We start from the raw sequence: 17157 nt of genomic DNA on the forward strand, positions 1-17157 counted from the left end.
CTGTGGGTCCACCTGGGGCCACTGGGGGCCTAATAGCCCGCTCTCACCCCCCCCCGCGGGGGGGGGGCGCTGTCGCGGGGGCCCGCCCCCGCGGCGGCAGGCGGGGCGGGCTCAGCCATCGGCCCCCAGCGCCACCACCGGGCTGACCCGCGACGCACGCCGGGCCGGCAGGACCCCGGCCAGCGCGGTCAGCCCGACAAGCGTCACGAACAGCCCGACCAGGGGCAGCACCGGTACGGTCAGCGGTGCGTTGATCCCCAGGGACTGGACCGCTATCCAGGCGTACGGGACGCCGAGCAGCAGGCCGATGGTCGCACCGATCACCCCGTAGAGGCCGGACTCCACTGTCAGCATCGTGCGCAGACCGGCCCGGGACAGGCCGATCGCGCGGAGCAACCCGGATTCGCGTACCCGTTCGACAACCGAGAGCGCGGTCGTGGAGCCCACGCCGACGACAGCGATCAGCACGGTCAGGCTGACCAGACCGACAGCGATCCCGACCAGGGTGCGCACCACCTCGTCGTTGCGGTCCCGCTCGTCGGCGAGCACCACGAGGCCCACGCTGTCGCTGTCGCCGATCGCGGCCCGCAGCGCCCGTACGCCGGCCGTGCGACCGTCCTCACCGGACCCGGCCGCGTCGGCCAGCAGACCGGTGTACGCGGTCGGCACACCGAGCCGGTCCAGATCGGCCGGGTCGATGAGAACACCTGCGTGCAGAGGACCGTCACCGGGCAGGACCGCCGCCACCCGTACGTCGAGCCTGCGCGCCGCGAGGGCGAGGGTGACGGTGTCGCCGGCCCGCAGACCGGCGTCCCGGGCAACCCAGTTGTTGAGCACGATTCCGCCGGGACCGCGATCGGCGAGACTGCCCTCGGCGACGTCCAGGTCACGGCTTGTCGGCAACGCTGTCAGGTCCAGGTCGGTGGCCGGGTATCCGGACTCGGTCTCGCCGAGCTTGTCGGCGCCGCGCATCAGTGTGACCTCGTCGACCTGCCGGTACGGCACCACCCGCGCCAGAGCGCCACCAGCCGCCTCGGCCCGGGTCACGACGTCCGCCGGCAGCGCCGCACCGCCGCCGTTGACCTCGAAGTCGGCGGGGGCCGACAACGCCATCTCGCGGTCGGCGAGGACCTGCAACGACGCGCCGCCGATCACCACCCCGGAGATCAGTGTCACGCCGAGCGCCACCACGACGGAGACCGCTGCCGCCCGGCGCGGCGCACCGCCGATCCCGCCTACCGCCATCCGCCCGAGCGGCCCGAGTTGGCGCAACGGCCAGCCCACCACGGCCAGCACCGGGCGCACCAGCAGCGGCCCGAGGGCCACGAGCGCGAAGAACGCGAGCGTGCCGGACCCGACAAGCAGGAGCAGTGGCAGAAGCGGGTCGTACGTCGTTTGCTCCGGCTTCGGCAACTGGCTGATCGTCGCGACGGCTGCCACTGCCGCGCCGACGACCAGGAGCAGCCCGAACACCAGGCGCAGGACGCCGATGCCGCGCCGGCCTGCGGTGGTGCTCGCCGCCCGCAACGCCTCCAGCGGGGAGACACGGGCGGCCGACAGCGCCGGCGCCAGGACGGCGAGGACTGTGAGCAGGACGGCGCCGAGCACCACCGCGGCAGCCGCCACCAGCGGTGGGGGCGGCGTCGAGACGGCGTGGCCGGCGGAGCGCAGGATCGCCGGCACCGCGTACCCGAGGGCGAGGGCGCTGCCGACTCCGACGAGGCCAGCGACGAACCCGGTCAGGGCCCCCTCGACGGTCATCGCCCTGACCAGTGTGCCTCGACTCGCGCCGACAGCGCGCAGCAGCGCGAGCTGCCGCATCCGCTGGGCGAAGACGATGCGGAAGGTGGAGGTGACCACGAGCGCCGCCGCGACGACGGCGATCGCGACGAACGCGCCGACCAGGATGAAGACCGTGCCGACCTCGTCTACCGCAGCGTTGGCCTCCGCCTGGCGTACCTCGTCGCCGGTGCGGATCGGCTGGCCGGGGACCGCCGCGGTCACCCGCTGGTGGACGGCCTCTGTCGACTCTCCGGAGGCCACCCGCACATCGACGCGATCCACTGTGTTCAGGCGTCCCCACGAGGTCACGGCGCCCTCCGGGGCGTACGCGTCGTAGCCGGAGTCGGCATTGGTGTCCACGATGCCGGTCACGACGAGGCGGGCGGGCGCTGTGAGTTCACCGCCTTCGCCGTTGACGGTGCTGCCGACGGAGAGCCCCGCCCGTTGGGCGGTGCGAGGGGTGACAGCGATTTCCCCGGGCTGGTCCGGGTAGCTGCCCTCGACGACTGTGACGATGCTCAGCGGGCCGGCGCCCGGATCGGCCTGGAGGTTGAGGTACGTCTTGTCGACGGCCACCCCGATCGACACCCGGCCCACCGCCTCGGCCACACCGGGCAGGGCGCGGATCCGCGTCAGGTCCGCCACTGTGGGTGGCGCCTGGTTCACGCTGCCGATCACCAGGTCGGTGACGGCCGGCGTGCCGCTCAGGTTGTCCCGTACCGTCCGTTCGCTGATCCCCTGCACCAGCACGGTGCCGAAGACGACGAACGACGCGACGAGGATCGCCAGGCCGGTCAGGATCAGCCGTCCGGGCCGCCGGGCGGCGGCACTCGTCTGGGTACGCAGCACTGTCGCCCTCATGCCCGGGCCGCCAGATCACGCAGCGCGTCGGTGACCGAGTCGTGGTTCGGCTTGTCGATCTCACCGGCGAGCCGGCCGTCGGCGAGCAGCACCACCCGGTCGGCGTACGCGGCGGCGACCGGGTCGTGGGTGACCATGACGACCGTCTGTCCGAGGTCGCGGACCGAGTCACGCAGGACGGCGAGAACCTCCGCTCCGGATCGGGAGTCGAGGTTGCCGGTCGGCTCGTCGGCGAACACCACCTCGGGACGTGCGACAAGCGCACGGGCCAGTGCCACCCGCTGCTGCTGGCCGCCGGACAGTTCGCTGGGCCGGTGGCCGAGCCTGTCGCCCAGACCCAACACCCCCACCAGGTGCGCGAGGAGCTGACGGTCGGGCTCCCGGCCGGCGAGGTCCAGCGGGAGGGTGATGTTCTGCGCGGCGGTGAGCTGCGGCAGCAGGTTGAACGCCTGGAAGACGAACCCGATCCGGTCGCGGCGTACCCGGGTCAGCGTACGGTCGGACTGCCTGGTGAGGTCGGTGCCGCCGAGCAGGATCCGGCCGGAGGTTGCCGTGTCCAGGCCGGCGAGGCAGTGCATGAGCGTCGACTTGCCGGACCCGGACGCGCCCATGATCGCGGTGAACTCGGCCCGGCCGAAGCCCACCGACACCCCGTCCAGGGCACGGACGGCGGTGTCGCCGCTGCCGTACACCTTCACCAGGTTGACGGCGGCGACCGCGGCGTGGCTGGTCTCCGGTAGGGCGTGGGTTGTCATCGTTCCTCCAGTGGCTGCAATGTGACACCGGAAGCGTCGCCGCCACGGGCAGGTGGGCACATCGGCCCGCAGCCGGGTATCGCCGACGTCGGGTCTGCCTTTCGGCTGATCTGTCATCTCCACCCGACTGGCTACGCTGGGTCATCATGAGCGCCCCGGATCTTCGACGTTGGTGGGTACGCCTGGCCCAGGCCCTCGGGCTCCTGGTCTTCGGGCTGCTCGCTCTCTTCGACGTCACGGCCACCATGTCGGATGTCTTCGGAGTGACCGCTCTCCTGCTCCTGCTGGTGCCGACCGGGTTGGCGGTCGCGACGGTGCCGCTCTGGCTTCCGGTGCACCGGCTGGGCTCCCGCCGGCTGCCGCTGGCCGCTCTGACAGTCGCCACCGCCTCACTTACCGTGACCGCAATGCTTGTGGTCCTCACCGGCGGCACCGTGTTCGCCCGCACCTGGGGGCTGGCCGAGTCGGCCGGGCTGATCGGTGTGGTCTTCGTGGTGAGCCGCTGGGGCGCACCCCGGTTCGCCGTGTGGGCGGCGGTGCTGGCCGGGCTCGCCGTCGCGGCGATGCCGCTGCGCATCGGCACCGACAGCCTGCTCGTGATCTTCGGACTGCTCCAGGCGCTCGCGGCTGTCGCCGCCGCCGGGGTGGGGCTCTACCTGCGGGTGCTCGCCGCCGGTCGGGCCCGGGCGATCGCCCTGGTCAGGGCCGAACAGCGTGCGGAGTTCGCCCGCGACCTGCACGACTTCATCGCCCACCACGTGACAGGCATCGTGGTGCAGGCGCAGGGTGCGCGGTTCATCGCCGAGCAGGATCCGCGTCGGGTGATCGTCGCCCTGGAGCAGATCGAGCAGGCCGGTGCCGAGACGATGGCCTCGATGCGGAGGATGGTGGGGATCCTGCGGAACCCGGACGCTCCGCCGGACGCGCCGCTGGCCCCGCTGGCCGGGGTGAGGGACCTGGCGCCTCTGCTGTCCGGTTTCAACGGCACGGCGAGCGCGCCGGCACGGCTACACGTCGACGGTGACCTGGAGGGACTGCCGGTGGAGGTGTCGACATCGGCGTACCGGGTGGTGATGGAGGGGCTGACGAACACCCGCCAACATGCCCCGGACGCGCGATCGGTGGACGTGTCAGTGCGCCGTACACCGGACTGGTTGCTGGTCCGGGTGGCCGACGACGGCGCGACCCCACGCACGGCCCCGGCCCGCGGGCACGGTTTCGGCCTGCTCGGCCTCACCGAGCGGGTACGCGCCCTCGGCGGCACGATCACCGCCGGGCCCGGTGTCGCCGGTGGCTGGGTGCTCGACGCCGCGTTCCCGCTGCGCCCGGCGGTGGCCCGGTGATCCGCGTGCTCATCGCCGACGACCAGGCGATGGTGCGGACCGGCTTCGGCATGATCATCGGGGCGCAGTCGGACATGGCTGTGGTCGGCGAGGCCGCCGACGGGGTCGAGGCTGTCGAGTTGGCCCGGCGGCTACGCCCGGACGTGGTGTTGCTGGACATCCGGATGCCCCGGCTCGACGGCCTCGAAGCCCTGCGGCTGCTCGCCGGGCCGGGCGTCGCCGATCCGATCCGGGTCGTCGTGGTGACGACCTTCGACCTCGACGAGTACGTGCACACAGCGCTCTCCAACGGCGCCTGCGGCTTCCTGCTCAAGGACTCCGGCCCGGCGCTGCTCGTGGAGGCGGTCCGCGCGGCGGTGTCCGGTGACGCGTTGATCAGCCCGTCCATCACGGTACGTCTGCTGGAGCACCTCAGCCCGCCCGCGTTCCCGCACGACGACGCCGGACTGTCACCTCGGGAACTCGACGTCGTGCGACTCGTCGCCCGGGGCCTGACGAACGCCGAGATCGCCGCGCAGCTCTTCATCGCCGTCGGCACTGTCAAGACCCACCTGGCAAGCGTCCAGATGAAACTTCCGGCCCGCAACCGGGTCGAGATCGCCGCCTGGGCCTGGGAGCGCCGCCTCGTCAGCTAGGGACATTCACCGCCAGCGCCCGACGCGAGCCTGCGGATGAGTGGCGCTCGGCTCTGGCGCGGTCGGCGACATCTTGGGACGCTAGCGATCGTGTATGACTACGACCTGTTGGTGCTGGGTTCCGGACCCAGCGGTCAGAAGGCCGCGATCGCCGCCGCCAAGCTCGGCAGGCGGGTCGGCATCGTGGACCGCCGCGACATGATCGGTGGGGTGTGCATCAACACCGGCACCGTGCCGTCCAAGACACTGCGCGAGGCCGTGCTCTATCTGACCGGCCTGAGCCAGCGGGATCTCTACGGCAGCAGCTACCGGGTCAAGGAGGAGATCACGGTAAGCGACCTGGCCGCCCGGACCCAGCACGTGATCACCAGGCAGACCGACGTCATCCGCAACCAGCTCGCCCGCAACCGCGTCGCGATGATCACCGGGACGGGGCGTTTCGCGGACGCCCACTCCATCTGGGTGGACGCCGGGTCGGGCCGCGAGTCCAAGGTGACCTTCGACAAGGCCATCATCGCGGCGGGCACCCGCCCGGCCCGTCCGGACAGCGTCGACTTCGACGACCGCACCATCGTGGACTCCGATGGCGTCATCAACCTCCAGGCCGTACCCCGCAGCATGGTGGTGGTCGGCGCCGGCGTGATCGGCATGGAGTACGCGTCGATGTTCGCCGCGCTCGGCACGAAGGTGACAGTCGTGGAGCGCCGCGACCGGATGCTCGACTTCTGCGACGAGGAGGTCGTCGAGTCGCTCAAGTACCACCTGCGGGACCTGTCCGTGGCGTTCCGCTTCGGCGAGGAGGTCGCCGCGGTCGAGAAGCACCAGACCGCCGCGCTGTGCATCCTCAAGAGCGGCAAGAAGATCGTCGCCGACACTGTGATGTACTCGGCAGGCCGGCAGGGGCAGACCGACGACCTGGCCCTGGAGGCGGCCGGGCTGGAGGCGGACCGACGCGGCCGGATCACCGTCGACGCCAACTACCGCACCTCTGTCGACAACATCTACGCGGTCGGCGACGTGATCGGCTTCCCGGCGCTGGCGTCCACCTCGATGGAGCAGGGCCGGCTGGCCGCGCAGCACGCCTGCGGCGAGCCGATCCGTGAGATGCACGGCCTGCAACCCATCGGCATCTACACCATCCCGGAGATCAGCTTCGTCGGGCAGACCGAGGCACAGCTCACCGACTCCTCGACGCCGTTCGAGGTGGGCATCGCCCGCTACCGCGAGCTGGCCCGGGGCCAGATCGTCGGTGACTCGTACGGGATGTTGAAGCTGCTCGTCTGCCCCGACGACGGGCGGCTGCTCGGGGTGCACGTGTTCGGCACCGCCGCCACCGAGATCGTCCACATCGGGCAGGCCGTGATCGGGTGCGGTGGCACTATCGACTACCTGGTGGACGCGGTGTTCAACTATCCCACGCTGGCCGAGGCGTACAAGGTGGCCGCTCTGGACGCGTCCAACAAGATTCGCAACATCACTCGCATCGACGGGTAGTCTCCGCCGGTCAGCCGGTCTGCGGGCCATCCCCGATCACCCGTTGGCGGGATGCCCCGGCGTCCGTCTCCAGTGCCAGAATTTCCCCATGCGACACGCCGTCGTCGGGCGGGACGAGGTGTTCGACCGGGCCTGGCAGCAGCTGGGCCGCCCCGGGCCGGTGCTGGTGGAAGGGCCAGCCGGCATCGGCAAATCCGAACTCTGGCGGGCGCTCGTCGCGCAGGCCAGACACTCGGGTTGGCTGGTGCTGAGCTGCGCGCCCACCGAGGCCGAGGCGGAGCTTCCGTACGCCGCCCTGGCGGATCTGCTGCGCCCGCTCGCCGACCGGGTCGCCGCGCTGCCCGAGCCGCAGCGGACGGCCGCCGAGGTGGTGCTCCTGTCCGGCGACGTCCGGGAGGCCGTCGACGTCCGCGTGGTCGGGGCGGCGACCCGCTCCCTGCTGGAGGCCGCCACACTGGACGCCCATCCGGCGACGCTGGTGGCGGTGGACGACGCGCCGTGGCTGGACCGGCCGAGCGAACGCGCGTTGCGGTACGCGCTGCGGCGCGTGGCGGGCCTGAGCGTGTTGGTGAGTCGCCGACGCGGCCGGGGCGATCCCGAGGACGTGCCGCTCGGGCTCGACGAGGGCCGCGACGGCAGCCGGCTCGAACGGGTGGAGCTGCCGCCGCTCGACGTCGGCGCGCTGCACCACGTCCTGCGCGACCAGTTGGGCGTCACGCTCTCCCGACCCATGCTGGTGCGGGTGGCGCGGGAGGCCGGCGGCAATCCGCTGCTGACCATCGAGGTCGTACGCGCCATGCAACGCCTGCCGCGCCAACCCTCGCCCGGCGACGACCTGCCGGTGGCCGCGTCCATGCATCACCTGCTCGCGGACGTCGTCGCCGGGTTGTCCCCCGTCAGTCGTGACGCGGTACGGCTCGCCGCGCTGCTTACCGTGCCCACGCTTGTCGACCTGACGACGGCGGGGGTGCCCGCCGCCGCACTGGACGCCCCCGAGGAGGCCGGGCTGGTCGTCGTGACACCGACGGGCGTGCGGTTCACCCACCCGGTGCACGCCGCCGCCGTACGCGCCGGCATCCCGCCGGGCGTCCGCCGCCGGCTGCACCACAGGCTCGCCGACGTGGTGGCCGACCCGGACGAGCGGGCCCGGCACCTGGCGCTGTGCACGACGGAACCGGACCCGGCGGTCGCGGACACCCTCGCCGCCGCTGCCGACCGGTGGCACAGCCGGGGCGCGCCCGACCTCGCCGCCGACCTGCACGACCGCGCCGGCCAGCTCACTCCCGTCGACGATCGGGTGCGGCAGGGCCAGCGGCGGCTCGCCGCGGCCCGCTGCCGGCTCGACAGCGGTGACCTGCCGGCGGCCCGGCAGGCGGCCGAGGCGGTGGCCGCCGACTTCTCCGGTGACCTCCGCGCCGAGTCACTGCTGCTGCGTGCCATCGTCGCCTGGTCCACCGGCGAGGCCGGACAGGCGGCGGTGGAGTTCGGCACGCGGGCACTGGCGGCGGCCCGGCCCGGTTCCGCAGTGGCCGGCCGCATTCACGCACACCTGGCCGTCTTCAACGACCGCACCGAGCCGGCACGGGCGCACGCCGAGGCCGCCGCCGCGCTGTTGGACGGCCGCGACGACGAACACGACCTGCTCGCCGCCGCGCTGGTCCTGCTCTTCTTCCAGGAGGTACGCCTCGGCCGGACGCCGCGCACCGACCTGCTGGAGCGGGCCCTCGCCCTGGAGGGCGACAAACCGTCCTGGCTGGCGAGCACCGTGCCGGCAATCTGGTGGAAGTCGATTGACGACGCGGAGCGTGCCCGCAGTCGGCTGCACCGGATGCTCGGCCGGGCCGAGGCCCGCGGCGACGAGCCCCTGCAACACGAGTTGCTGTCGCACCTTGGTGAGGCCGAATTGCTGGCCGGGCGGTGGGACGAGGCCGAACGGCACATCGCCGCCGCGCGGGATCTCGGTGACCAGCTCGGCAGTGGTCTGGTCGCCGAGACCTGGCTGGGCGCCCTGCTCGACGCTCACCGGGGCCGGCTGACCGAGGCGGCCCGGGTGGCCGAGTCCGGCCTGCGGCTCGCCGAGGAACTGGACGACGACTGGTGCCGGCGCATCCACCAGCAGTTGGCCGGGTTCGTGGCCCTGTCGGCGGGACGGATGGCGGAGGCAGCCGCCGCGTACACCGCGCTGGCAGCCACCATCGACGCGCAGGGCCTGGTGGAGCCACTCGCGATGCGCTTCGAGCCGGACTGGATCGAGGCGTGTGTCGGTGCCGGCGAACTCGACAGGGCCGCAGCGGTGCTGCACCGGCTGGACGCCCGGCACCGCCGGCTGCCGAGGCCCTGGACGATCCTGGGCACCGCACGGGCCCGCGTACTGCTGGACAGCGCCACTGGCCGCGATCCTGGCCCGGCGCTCGAGGAGTTGACGGCCGCGCGGAACTCCGTACCCCCGGATGTTCTTCCGCTGGATCGTGCCCGCTGCCTGTTCGTGGCCGGGATGGCGCTGCGGCGGTCGCGCCGCAAGCTGCCGGCGCGGCAGGCGCTGGAGGCGGCGGTGGCGGAGTTCAGCGCGATCGGCGCTGCGGCGTTCGCCGAGCGGGCCCGCGCGGAGCTGGTTCGCGTCGGCGGTCGCGCGCCGACACCCCGGCACCTCACCCCCACCGAGGATCGGGTGGCCCGCCTGGCGGCGCGCGGCCGGACCAACCGCGCCATCGCCGACGAGCTGTTCGTCAGCCCGAAGACCGTCGAGGCCAATCTGGCCCGGGTGTACCGCAAGCTCGGCATCTCCACCCGCGCCGAGCTGGGTGCGGCGATGACCAGGGCCGACGCGCAACCATAGGGAAACGCCCGATTCCTCGCCGGCCGCTGCGGCCTAGCGTCAGCTCATGGCCAATCACCTGTTCGTCCTGGAGCAGTACGACAGCTCCTCCGAGGCGGGCACGGCCGCACCGCAGATCACCACACCGGGCTGTCGGCTGGTCGCCGCCATCCGGTTGCCCACCGACAACGTCGTGATCGCACTGGTCGAGGGCCCCGACGCGGAGGTGGTGGCCGCGGCCGCCGCCGACGGCGCGTGGCGGGTCGACCGGCTGATTCCGGCCCGGTGGATCCGTCCACCTCAGCTCAGCTCCACCAACCCGGACCTCCCACGACAGGTGAAGGAAGCATGACCGTGCGCCGACTGATCGCACCTCTGTGGTGCTCGCTGCTGCTGATTCCGCTGGTCGCCTGCGGCCCCGACGACTCCGGCGACGCCGATCCCGCCGCCGGGGCCGGCGTCGAGGTCGACGGTGACGCCGACCTGCCCAACGTGTCCCGGCCCGCGTGCCCGTTCAGCGCGGCCCAGGTCTCCGACCTCGTCGGACAACCGATGGAGGACCAGGGCAACTGCCTGTTCGGCGACGGCAAGGGCGTCGCCTCACTCACCATCACCACCGCCTCGCCGCTCGCCGGTGAGAGCACCTACGACTACCAGCGCAAGAACGCCACCCAGGTCTACCGGGAGGTGAAGGACGTCGACAAGGGCCGCAAGGCGTACCTCGCGGTGAAGGACATCGAAGGTGAGGCCGTCGTGGTCAGCGACAAGGGCACCTACACCGTGATCATGAGCAGCTTCCAGGCGATCAGTGCCAGCCCTGGCGGGTACGAGCCGACGCTGCGCAAGGTGCTCGACGCCCTCCCGCTGTGATGCACAGCCACGACCGGCCGACCTCGCGACAGGAAGTGGAGCCACGATGACTCACCTCGGACCCGGCACGCGGCTGCGTGTCCAACTCCTGGCCGCCGTGGCCGCCGTGTCGACGCTCACCGCGCTCGGCGGCTGCGGGATGCTCGGTGGCACTGACGACGGTGGTAACCCGGCGGCCGGCGCGGAACAGAGCGTGGCGGCCACGCCCGAGGGCGACCCGGTCGTCGCAGCGTCGCCGGAAGCGCCTCCGTCCGCCACCAAGATCGACGCCTGCGCACTGGTCACCAAGGGGGAGGCGGAGAAGCTGGCGGGCACTCCCCTTCAGGACCCGCTGGAGAAGCCGGAGGATCGGGACACCTGCACCTACACCGGGGCGCCGAGCGGCCCGACCGCGCAGGTCGAGGTGTACGTCGGTGACGGTGCGAAGAAGTTCCTCGACATCGACCGCGAACTCGGGCACAAGTTCACTGCGATCAGCGGTGCGGGCGATGAGGCGTACGCCGAGGACGGCACGGTCTTCGTCAGCAAGGGCGGGGTGTGGGCCTGCATCCGGCTGGTCCGCAGCGAGGACCCGGCGACGTACCGCACGGCCCTGGAGACCGCGGCGCGCACGGCCGCCGGCCGCCTTTGAACGGCGAGGGAGGCGTTGTGGTGGCACCGGGGTCGCGGCGTCGCCGGGCGGTGGCCGTGCTGCTCACCGTGACCTTGGTGCCTCTCGCAGCCTGCCAGCGGGGTGACGCCGGCCCGAAACCACCCCGCCCGCCGGCCGACGTCGCCGCTGAGGACCAGCGGTACGGGGTGGCGCCCGCGCCCGACCCGAAGGTGACCTACCAGCCGGACGTGGTGTTCGTGGGCGGCGGTGGCGGGTCGGTGCGCGGGCTCTCCGAGGACGCTTTGACCTGGCGCATCGACCCCGGTGCCAGTGGCGCCGACAAGCTCGCCCGGGGGAAGGTCATGTTCCTTACCGGGCGGGCGGTGGGCCGGGTGCTCGACGTGCGCCGCGACGCCGACGACCTGGCGGTGACCCTCGGGCCGGTGAACATCACCGACGTGATCCGGGACGGGACCTTCGCCAGTGACGGCCCGGTTTCCCTGGAAAAACCGGTACGGCACGACGCCGGCACGCCCTTCTGGGCCGAGTACGACGCAGCGGGTGGCGGGTCGGGTGGCGGAACGGCTGTGCCCGCGGCGGCGACGCCGTCCTCCTCGACGTTTCGGGTGCGACCGGTCGGCAGTGGTGTCCGCGTGTCCCCTGCGGGCCTCTCCGACGCTCGGCGGATCGGCGGATTCGACGTCACCTCGATCTGTTGCGTGAACGCGGTGGGCGCGCGGTTCAGCTATGACGGCGGCGGGATCCGCATCGTGGGCTTGGCGACATTGCTGATGAAGAGCCCGACGGCCCAGTTCTACCTCGACATTCGCGGCGCCACGATCCGGAGGGCGGAGCTACGGGTCAGCGGGATGGTCGGGCTGCGGATCGAGATCAAGGGGGCAACCGACAGAGGTCAGAACATCAACAAGCGCATCCCGATCCCGCTGGATTTCAGCGTCCCGGTGGGCGAGATCCTCGGGGTGCCGTTCTCCGTCACCGCCAACCAGGTCATCGGGATACAGACGGCCTTCAGCGCCAAGGACGGCAACATCAAAGCGGCCGGCGAGTGGTCGCTGGGGGGCTCCGTCGGTTTCGGTTACGCCGACGGCGCGTTCGGTGTCACGAAGCCCTGGAACCTCACCGTCCAGAACAGCATCACCGACTCGATCAGTGGACCGTCGGTCGGCGTGAACGGAATCATCATCTACTACCAGGCGGCGTTCCGGGCCGGCCTGGGTATGTTCGGTCTCACGGCCGGGTTGTACGCGATCGTCACCGCCTCTGCGGGGCTGACAGTCGGTTCCGCTCTGGGAGCGCCACTCGCGCTGTGCCGCAGCACCCAACTCGGCCTGACCCTGGACTACGGCGTCGGCTACACACTCCCCGGCGGCCTGGCGAAGGTGATCAACAAGTTCCTGGACCTGTTCAACGCGGGGCCGATCGCGGCAAGTGCCGGCATCGGACAGGTCGACAATGTATTCAACAAGCTAGACGTCCAGCCCGACAGAAAGATCTGCAAAGGCTGACCGCTCCCGGCTCCCCGCCCAACCAGCCCTGGCGATCATGAGGTTTGCGTCGTCCCTCCTGGCGTGTCGGGACGCAAAGCTCATGATCACCGGGGCGGGGTGGTGCGGCCGGTGCGGAGGACGACCCTCCGCACCGGCCGGTGTCACGTCAGCGTCACGCGCAGGTAGCGCTCAGGTTGCCGGCGGTGCCGGTGCCCTGGAAGCCGAACTCGATGGTCTGCCCAGCGCCGACCTGACTGTTGTAGTCGACGTTCGTGAAGCGGACCGTGCCGCTGTTACCACTGCGGTTGGCGCTCCAGGCGTTGGTGACCGCGGCGCCCGACGGCAACGTGATCGTCGTCGCCCAGGTGTTGAGTGCCGAGGATCCCGCAGTCACCCGCACGTTGGCCACGAAACCGCCCTGCCACTGGTTCACCGACACCGTCGCGGTACAGGAACCGGTCGGCGGCGGGGTCGTCGGCGGCGGAGTGGTGGGCGGCGGGGTCGTGGGCGGCGGCGTCGTCGGCGGCGGAGTGGTCGGCGGCGGGGTCGTGGGCGGCGGGGTGGTGCCACCGGCGTTCAACGCGGAAAGCACCGCGTCGTACGCCGCCTTCTTCGCACCACCACTTGTGAACAGCAGCGGGCTCTGCTCGGAGCGCCACGAGTCACTGTCGCGGATACCCCACACCGTGATCCCGTTGCAGCGGGGCACGGCCAGGCAGTCCTCGACCACTGCCCGGTAGGTGTTCGCCGGTGCGTTCTGGATGTCCAGCTCGGTGATCTGCACGTCCACGCCGAGCGCCGCGAAACTCGACAACGTGGTGCGGTAGTTGCTCACGTAGGGCGAGTCGTTGTTGAAGTGCGACTGGAAGCCCACGCAGTCGATCGGCACCCCACGGGACTTGAAGTCGCGCACCATGTTGTAGACGGCCTGGGTCTTGGCCCAGGTCCAGTTGTCGGTGTTGTAGTCGTTGTAGCAGAGCTTGGCGCCCGGGTCGGCGGCGCGGGCGGCCCGGAACGCGGCCTCGATCCAGTCGTTGCCGGTGCGCTGGAGGTTGGAGTCGCGGCGGGCACCTGAGTTGCCGTCGTCGAAGGCCTCGTTCACGACGTCCCAGGCCACCACCTTGCCCCGGTAGTACGTCGCCACCTGGGTGACGTGGTTGAGCATCGCCTGCCGCAACGCGCTGCCGCTGAGGCTCTGCATCCAGCCCGGCTGCTGCTGGTGCCAGGCCAGGGTGTGTCCACGTACGCTCATGCCCTGGCTGCGGGCGTGGTTGACGATGCGGTCGGCGTTCGTGAAGTTGAACTGGCCCTGCTGCGGCTCGGTGGCGTCGATCTTCATCTCGTTCTCGGGCGTCACCGAGTTGAACTCACGATTGAGGATCGTCGTGTACGCGCCGTCGGAGAGCCTGTTGGCGGCCACCGCCGTGCCGAAGTAGCGGCCCTTCTCGGCGGCGGACGCACCCAACGTGGTGCCCGCGCTCGCCGTGCCGGGCAGGATCATCGCCATGCTGGCGGCGAGGGCGCCCGCGCCGGTAAGCGCGAGGGCGGCCTTCGTTGCCGCCCTCCATTTCGGTTTTCTCATCGTGCCACTCCGTTTCTGAACTGGTGGTGTGGGAGAGGTGGGTCAGGAGACCGAACAGGTCGCCCCGTTGAGGGCGAAGGAGGAGGGCTTGCCGGTGCCGCCGTTGTGGGTGGCCTGGAAGCCGATCTCGACCGACGTGTTCGGCGCGATGGTGGCGTTGTAGGAGACGTTGCGGGCGGTCACCGCGCCGCTGGTCGGGGCGTACTGCGCGTTCCAACCGTTGGTGATGCTCTGGCCGGCGGGCAGCGTGAAGGTCAACGCCCATCCGTTCACCGCTGCGGTCCCGGTGTTGGTGATGGTCACGCTTGCGGTCAGACCGTTGTTCCAGGCGTTGACCGTGTAACCCACCCGGCAGGCGCCTTCAGATGGCGGCGGCGTGGTCGGGGGCGGCGTCGTCGGCGGAGGGGTCGTCGGTGGAGGCGTCGTCGGTGGAGGCGTCGTCGGTGGCGGGGTGGTCGGCGGCGGCGTGGTGGTTCCGTCCAGGCCGAAGAAGCGGATCACCTGGGCGGCGTCGACAGGCAGGTTGTGCGAGACGCCCTGCATGCTTATCGCCTCGACCGGCGCCATCGGCCCGCTGCTGCCGTACCGGGTCCTTGTGTAACCGGACTGCGGTGAGTCGGTGTACGTCGGGGTCTGGCTCAGCCCGTGCACGTTCGTCCACTGCTTGACCTGCTCACCGAAGTTCGGGTAGCGCAGCGTCTCGTCGTTGGTGCCGTGCCAGATCTGCATCCGTGGTCGCTGCCCGGTGTAGCCGGGGTACGCCCCACGGACCAGGTCCCCCCACTGCTGCGGGGTCCTGATGAGCTGGCCGTTGGCGCACTCGCTGTTCCACTCCGAGCTGCCGCCGGTGGCGAAGCAGCCGAAGGGCACACCGGCGAAGGACGCGCCCGCCGCGAACACGTCGGGGTAGTCACCGAGCATGACGTTGGTCATCATCGCGCCCGACGACGTGCCGGTGACGAAGATCCGGGCCGGGTCGGCGGTGTACCGCTGCCGCACGTAGTCGACCATCGACATGAGCCCGACCGGGTCGCTGCCGCCGCCTCGACGCAGCGCCTGCGGCGAGGCCACGTCCCAGCACTTGCTGCTGCGGGTCGCGGACGGGTAGATCACGATGAACCCGTACCTGTCGGCGAGGGACGCGTACTGGGTGCCGGAGTGGAACGCCGGGCCTGTTCCCGTGCAGTAGTGCAAGGCCAGCAGGACCGCCGGTCGGGACGCCACCCGGTCCGGGACGTACAGGTGCATCTGGAGGTTTGTGGGGTTGGTGCCGAAGCCGGTCACCTGGGTGAGCGTCGCCGCGGACGCGGGGGCGGCGAACGTCAGAGCGGCTGCGGCCAGTGTCACGACCGCCATGACGACGCCGAGCATCCTTGTCTTCAGTGTCATCGTTCGCGATTCCTCGGGAATTGACGCATGGAAGGGGGGTTAGTCGAGGACTGCCCTTCGCCCGACCATGACCGCGGCTCGCGTGACCAAGTCAGCTTCAATCGAGCGCACTCGATTGTCAAGGATTCCGGAAACCTTTCGGTGCAACGGATTGCGGGCGACCTGGGCACGAAGGCGGCGTCGCCGCATTGGTCGCCGTCGACAGGCGACGGGCTATTATCGGGACGTTCCCGATAAGCACATCGCGCTTCTCCCCCGCCCCTCGCGCCACCCCCTGCGGCGTCCACAGCCGACCCGTGGGCCCGAAGGAGATCGAGTGAAGATCGTCGACGCCCGGGTCATCGTGACCTGTCCGGGCCGAAACTTCGTCACCCTCAAGATCGTCACGGATGAGGGCGTCACCGGCGTCGGAGACGCCACCCTCAACGGCCGAGAGCTGGCCGTCGCGTCGTACCTGCGCGACCACGTGGCACCGCTGCTGATCGGCCGGGACCCAGCGCGGATCGAGGACACCTGGCAGTACCTGTACCAGGGCGCGTACTGGCGGCGCGGACCCGTCACCATGAGCGCGATCGCGGCGGTGGACACCGCTCTGTGGGACATCAAGGGCAAGGTCGCCGGCCTACCGGTCTACCAGCTGCTGGGTGGCCGGTCCCGCGAGGGCGTCACCGTGTACGGCCACGCCAATGGCGAGTCCGTCGAGGAGGTGCTGGTGGAGGTCGCCCGCTACCTCGACCTCGGCTACCGGGCGGTCCGGGTCCAGTGCGGCGTGCCGGGCCTGCCCAAGACGTACGGGGTAAGCGCCGACAAGCTCTTCTACGAGCCGGCCGACGCGGCGCTGCCCAGCGAGGCGACCTGGTCCACGGCCCGCTACCTGGCGCACGTGCCGACGGTGTTCGCCCGTGTCCGCGACGAGTTCGGCCCCACCCTGCGGCTGCTGCACGACGTGCACCACCGGCTCACCCCCATCGAGGCGGCACGACTCGGCCGCAGCCTGGAGCCGTACGCGCTGACCTGGATGGAGGACCCGGTCCCCGCCGACCTCCAGGAGGGCTTCCGGCTGATCCGGCAGCACACCACCACGCCGATCGCCGTGGGCGAGGTCTTCAACAGCATCCACGACGCCGCCCAGCTCATCCGGGAACAGCTCATCGACTACATCCGGGCCACCGTCGTGCACGCCGGCGGGATCACCCACCTGCGCCGCATCTTCGACCTCGCGGCGCTGCACCACGTACGCAGCGGCTCGCACGGGGCCACCGACCTCTCGCCGGTCTGCATGGCCGCCGCGCTCCAGCTCGACATCTCGATCCCCAACTTCGGCCTCCAGGAATACATGCGGCACACGGCCGAGACCGACGAGGTGTTCCCCCACGGCTACCACTACGCCGACGGCTACCTGCACCCCGCCGAGACCCCCGGCCTCGGGGTGGACATCGACGAGGAGGCGGCGGCCCGGTACCCGTACGCTCCGGCGTACCTGCCGGTGAACCGGCTGGAGGACGGCACCGTGCACCCCTGGTGAGCGCGG

General features: G+C 71.2%; 13 protein-coding genes. 9 read left to right on the top strand and 4 right to left on the bottom strand.

Annotated features, from left to right (window positions below):
• Nucleotides 1-111: 111 nt before the first annotated feature.
• Both ACPXB1_RS12200 and ACPXB1_RS12205 read right to left on the bottom strand, forming a co-directional pair.
• On the bottom strand, nucleotides 112-2643 hold the full coding sequence (locus ACPXB1_RS12200) for an FtsX-like permease family protein (RefSeq protein WP_425735243.1): 2532 nt from the start codon (nucleotides 2641-2643) through the stop codon (nucleotides 112-114).
• A complete protein-coding gene (locus tag ACPXB1_RS12205) occupies nucleotides 2640-3398 on the bottom strand; it encodes an ABC transporter ATP-binding protein (RefSeq protein ID WP_355588903.1) in 759 nt (252 codons plus the stop codon). The genes ACPXB1_RS12200 and ACPXB1_RS12205 overlap by 4 nt, the downstream gene beginning before the upstream one ends.
• Before the next feature lie 146 nt (nucleotides 3399-3544).
• On the opposite strand from ACPXB1_RS12205, the gene ACPXB1_RS12210 reads away from it, so the two are divergent.
• The 8 genes from ACPXB1_RS12210 (at nucleotide 3545) to ACPXB1_RS12245 (ending at nucleotide 12673) form a co-directional block, all read left to right on the top strand.
• On the top strand, nucleotides 3545-4741 hold the full coding sequence (locus tag ACPXB1_RS12210) for a sensor histidine kinase (RefSeq protein WP_355633138.1): 1197 nt from the start codon (nucleotides 3545-3547) through the stop codon (nucleotides 4739-4741).
• Nucleotides 4738-5376 (top strand): response regulator transcription factor, encoded by a 639-nt coding sequence (locus tag ACPXB1_RS12215; RefSeq protein WP_355588899.1) that lies wholly within the window; start codon nucleotides 4738-4740, stop codon nucleotides 5374-5376. The genes ACPXB1_RS12210 and ACPXB1_RS12215 overlap by 4 nt, the downstream gene beginning before the upstream one ends.
• Before the next feature lie 90 nt (nucleotides 5377-5466).
• Nucleotides 5467-6870, top strand: coding sequence for a Si-specific NAD(P)(+) transhydrogenase (gene sthA, locus ACPXB1_RS12220; RefSeq protein WP_355588897.1), 1404 nt, complete (start codon nucleotides 5467-5469; stop codon nucleotides 6868-6870).
• An 88-nt stretch (nucleotides 6871-6958) separates the two neighbouring features.
• Nucleotides 6959-9706 carry an AAA family ATPase gene (locus tag ACPXB1_RS12225; protein WP_425735244.1) on the top strand — a complete coding sequence of 916 codons (2748 nt, stop codon included), beginning with the start codon at nucleotides 6959-6961 and terminating at the stop codon, nucleotides 9704-9706.
• A gap of 46 nt (nucleotides 9707-9752) precedes the next feature.
• Nucleotides 9753-10037 (top strand): hypothetical protein, encoded by a 285-nt coding sequence (locus ACPXB1_RS12230; RefSeq protein WP_053653796.1) that lies wholly within the window; start codon nucleotides 9753-9755, stop codon nucleotides 10035-10037.
• Nucleotides 10034-10555, top strand: a complete 522-nt coding sequence (locus ACPXB1_RS12235; protein WP_425735245.1) for a hypothetical protein — start codon at nucleotides 10034-10036, stop codon at nucleotides 10553-10555. The genes ACPXB1_RS12230 and ACPXB1_RS12235 overlap by 4 nt, the downstream gene beginning before the upstream one ends.
• 46 nt (nucleotides 10556-10601) lie before the next feature.
• Entirely contained in the window at nucleotides 10602-11186 is a 585-nt protein-coding gene (locus ACPXB1_RS12240; RefSeq protein WP_355588891.1) for a hypothetical protein, read from the top strand.
• A 17-nt stretch (nucleotides 11187-11203) separates the two neighbouring features.
• Complete coding sequence (locus tag ACPXB1_RS12245; RefSeq protein ID WP_355588889.1) at nucleotides 11204-12673, top strand: hypothetical protein; 1470 nt, start codon at nucleotides 11204-11206, stop codon at nucleotides 12671-12673.
• 154 nt (nucleotides 12674-12827) lie between these two features.
• Here ACPXB1_RS12245 and ACPXB1_RS12250 read toward each other — a convergent pair whose 3' ends face one another.
• Both ACPXB1_RS12250 and ACPXB1_RS12255 read right to left on the bottom strand, forming a co-directional pair.
• On the bottom strand, nucleotides 12828-14237 hold the full coding sequence (locus ACPXB1_RS12250; protein ID WP_355588887.1) for an endo-1,4-beta-xylanase: 1410 nt from the start codon (nucleotides 14235-14237) through the stop codon (nucleotides 12828-12830).
• A gap of 42 nt (nucleotides 14238-14279) precedes the next feature.
• The gene (locus tag ACPXB1_RS12255) at nucleotides 14280-15626 is read right to left on the bottom strand and encodes an extracellular catalytic domain type 1 short-chain-length polyhydroxyalkanoate depolymerase (RefSeq protein WP_355588885.1); all 1347 of its coding nucleotides are present in this window, start codon (nucleotides 15624-15626) and stop codon (nucleotides 14280-14282) included.
• A gap of 316 nt (nucleotides 15627-15942) precedes the next feature.
• Here ACPXB1_RS12255 and manD point away from each other — a divergent pair, with 316 nt between their 5' ends.
• Entirely contained in the window at nucleotides 15943-17151 is a 1209-nt protein-coding gene (manD, locus tag ACPXB1_RS12260) for a D-mannonate dehydratase ManD (RefSeq protein ID WP_355588883.1), read from the top strand.
• The last annotated feature ends 6 nt before the right edge of the window (nucleotides 17152-17157 follow it).

The sequence above is a fragment of the Micromonospora sp. DT68 genome, assembly GCF_049847245.1.
Lineage (GTDB): Bacteria > Actinomycetota > Actinomycetes > Mycobacteriales > Micromonosporaceae > Micromonospora > Micromonospora profundi.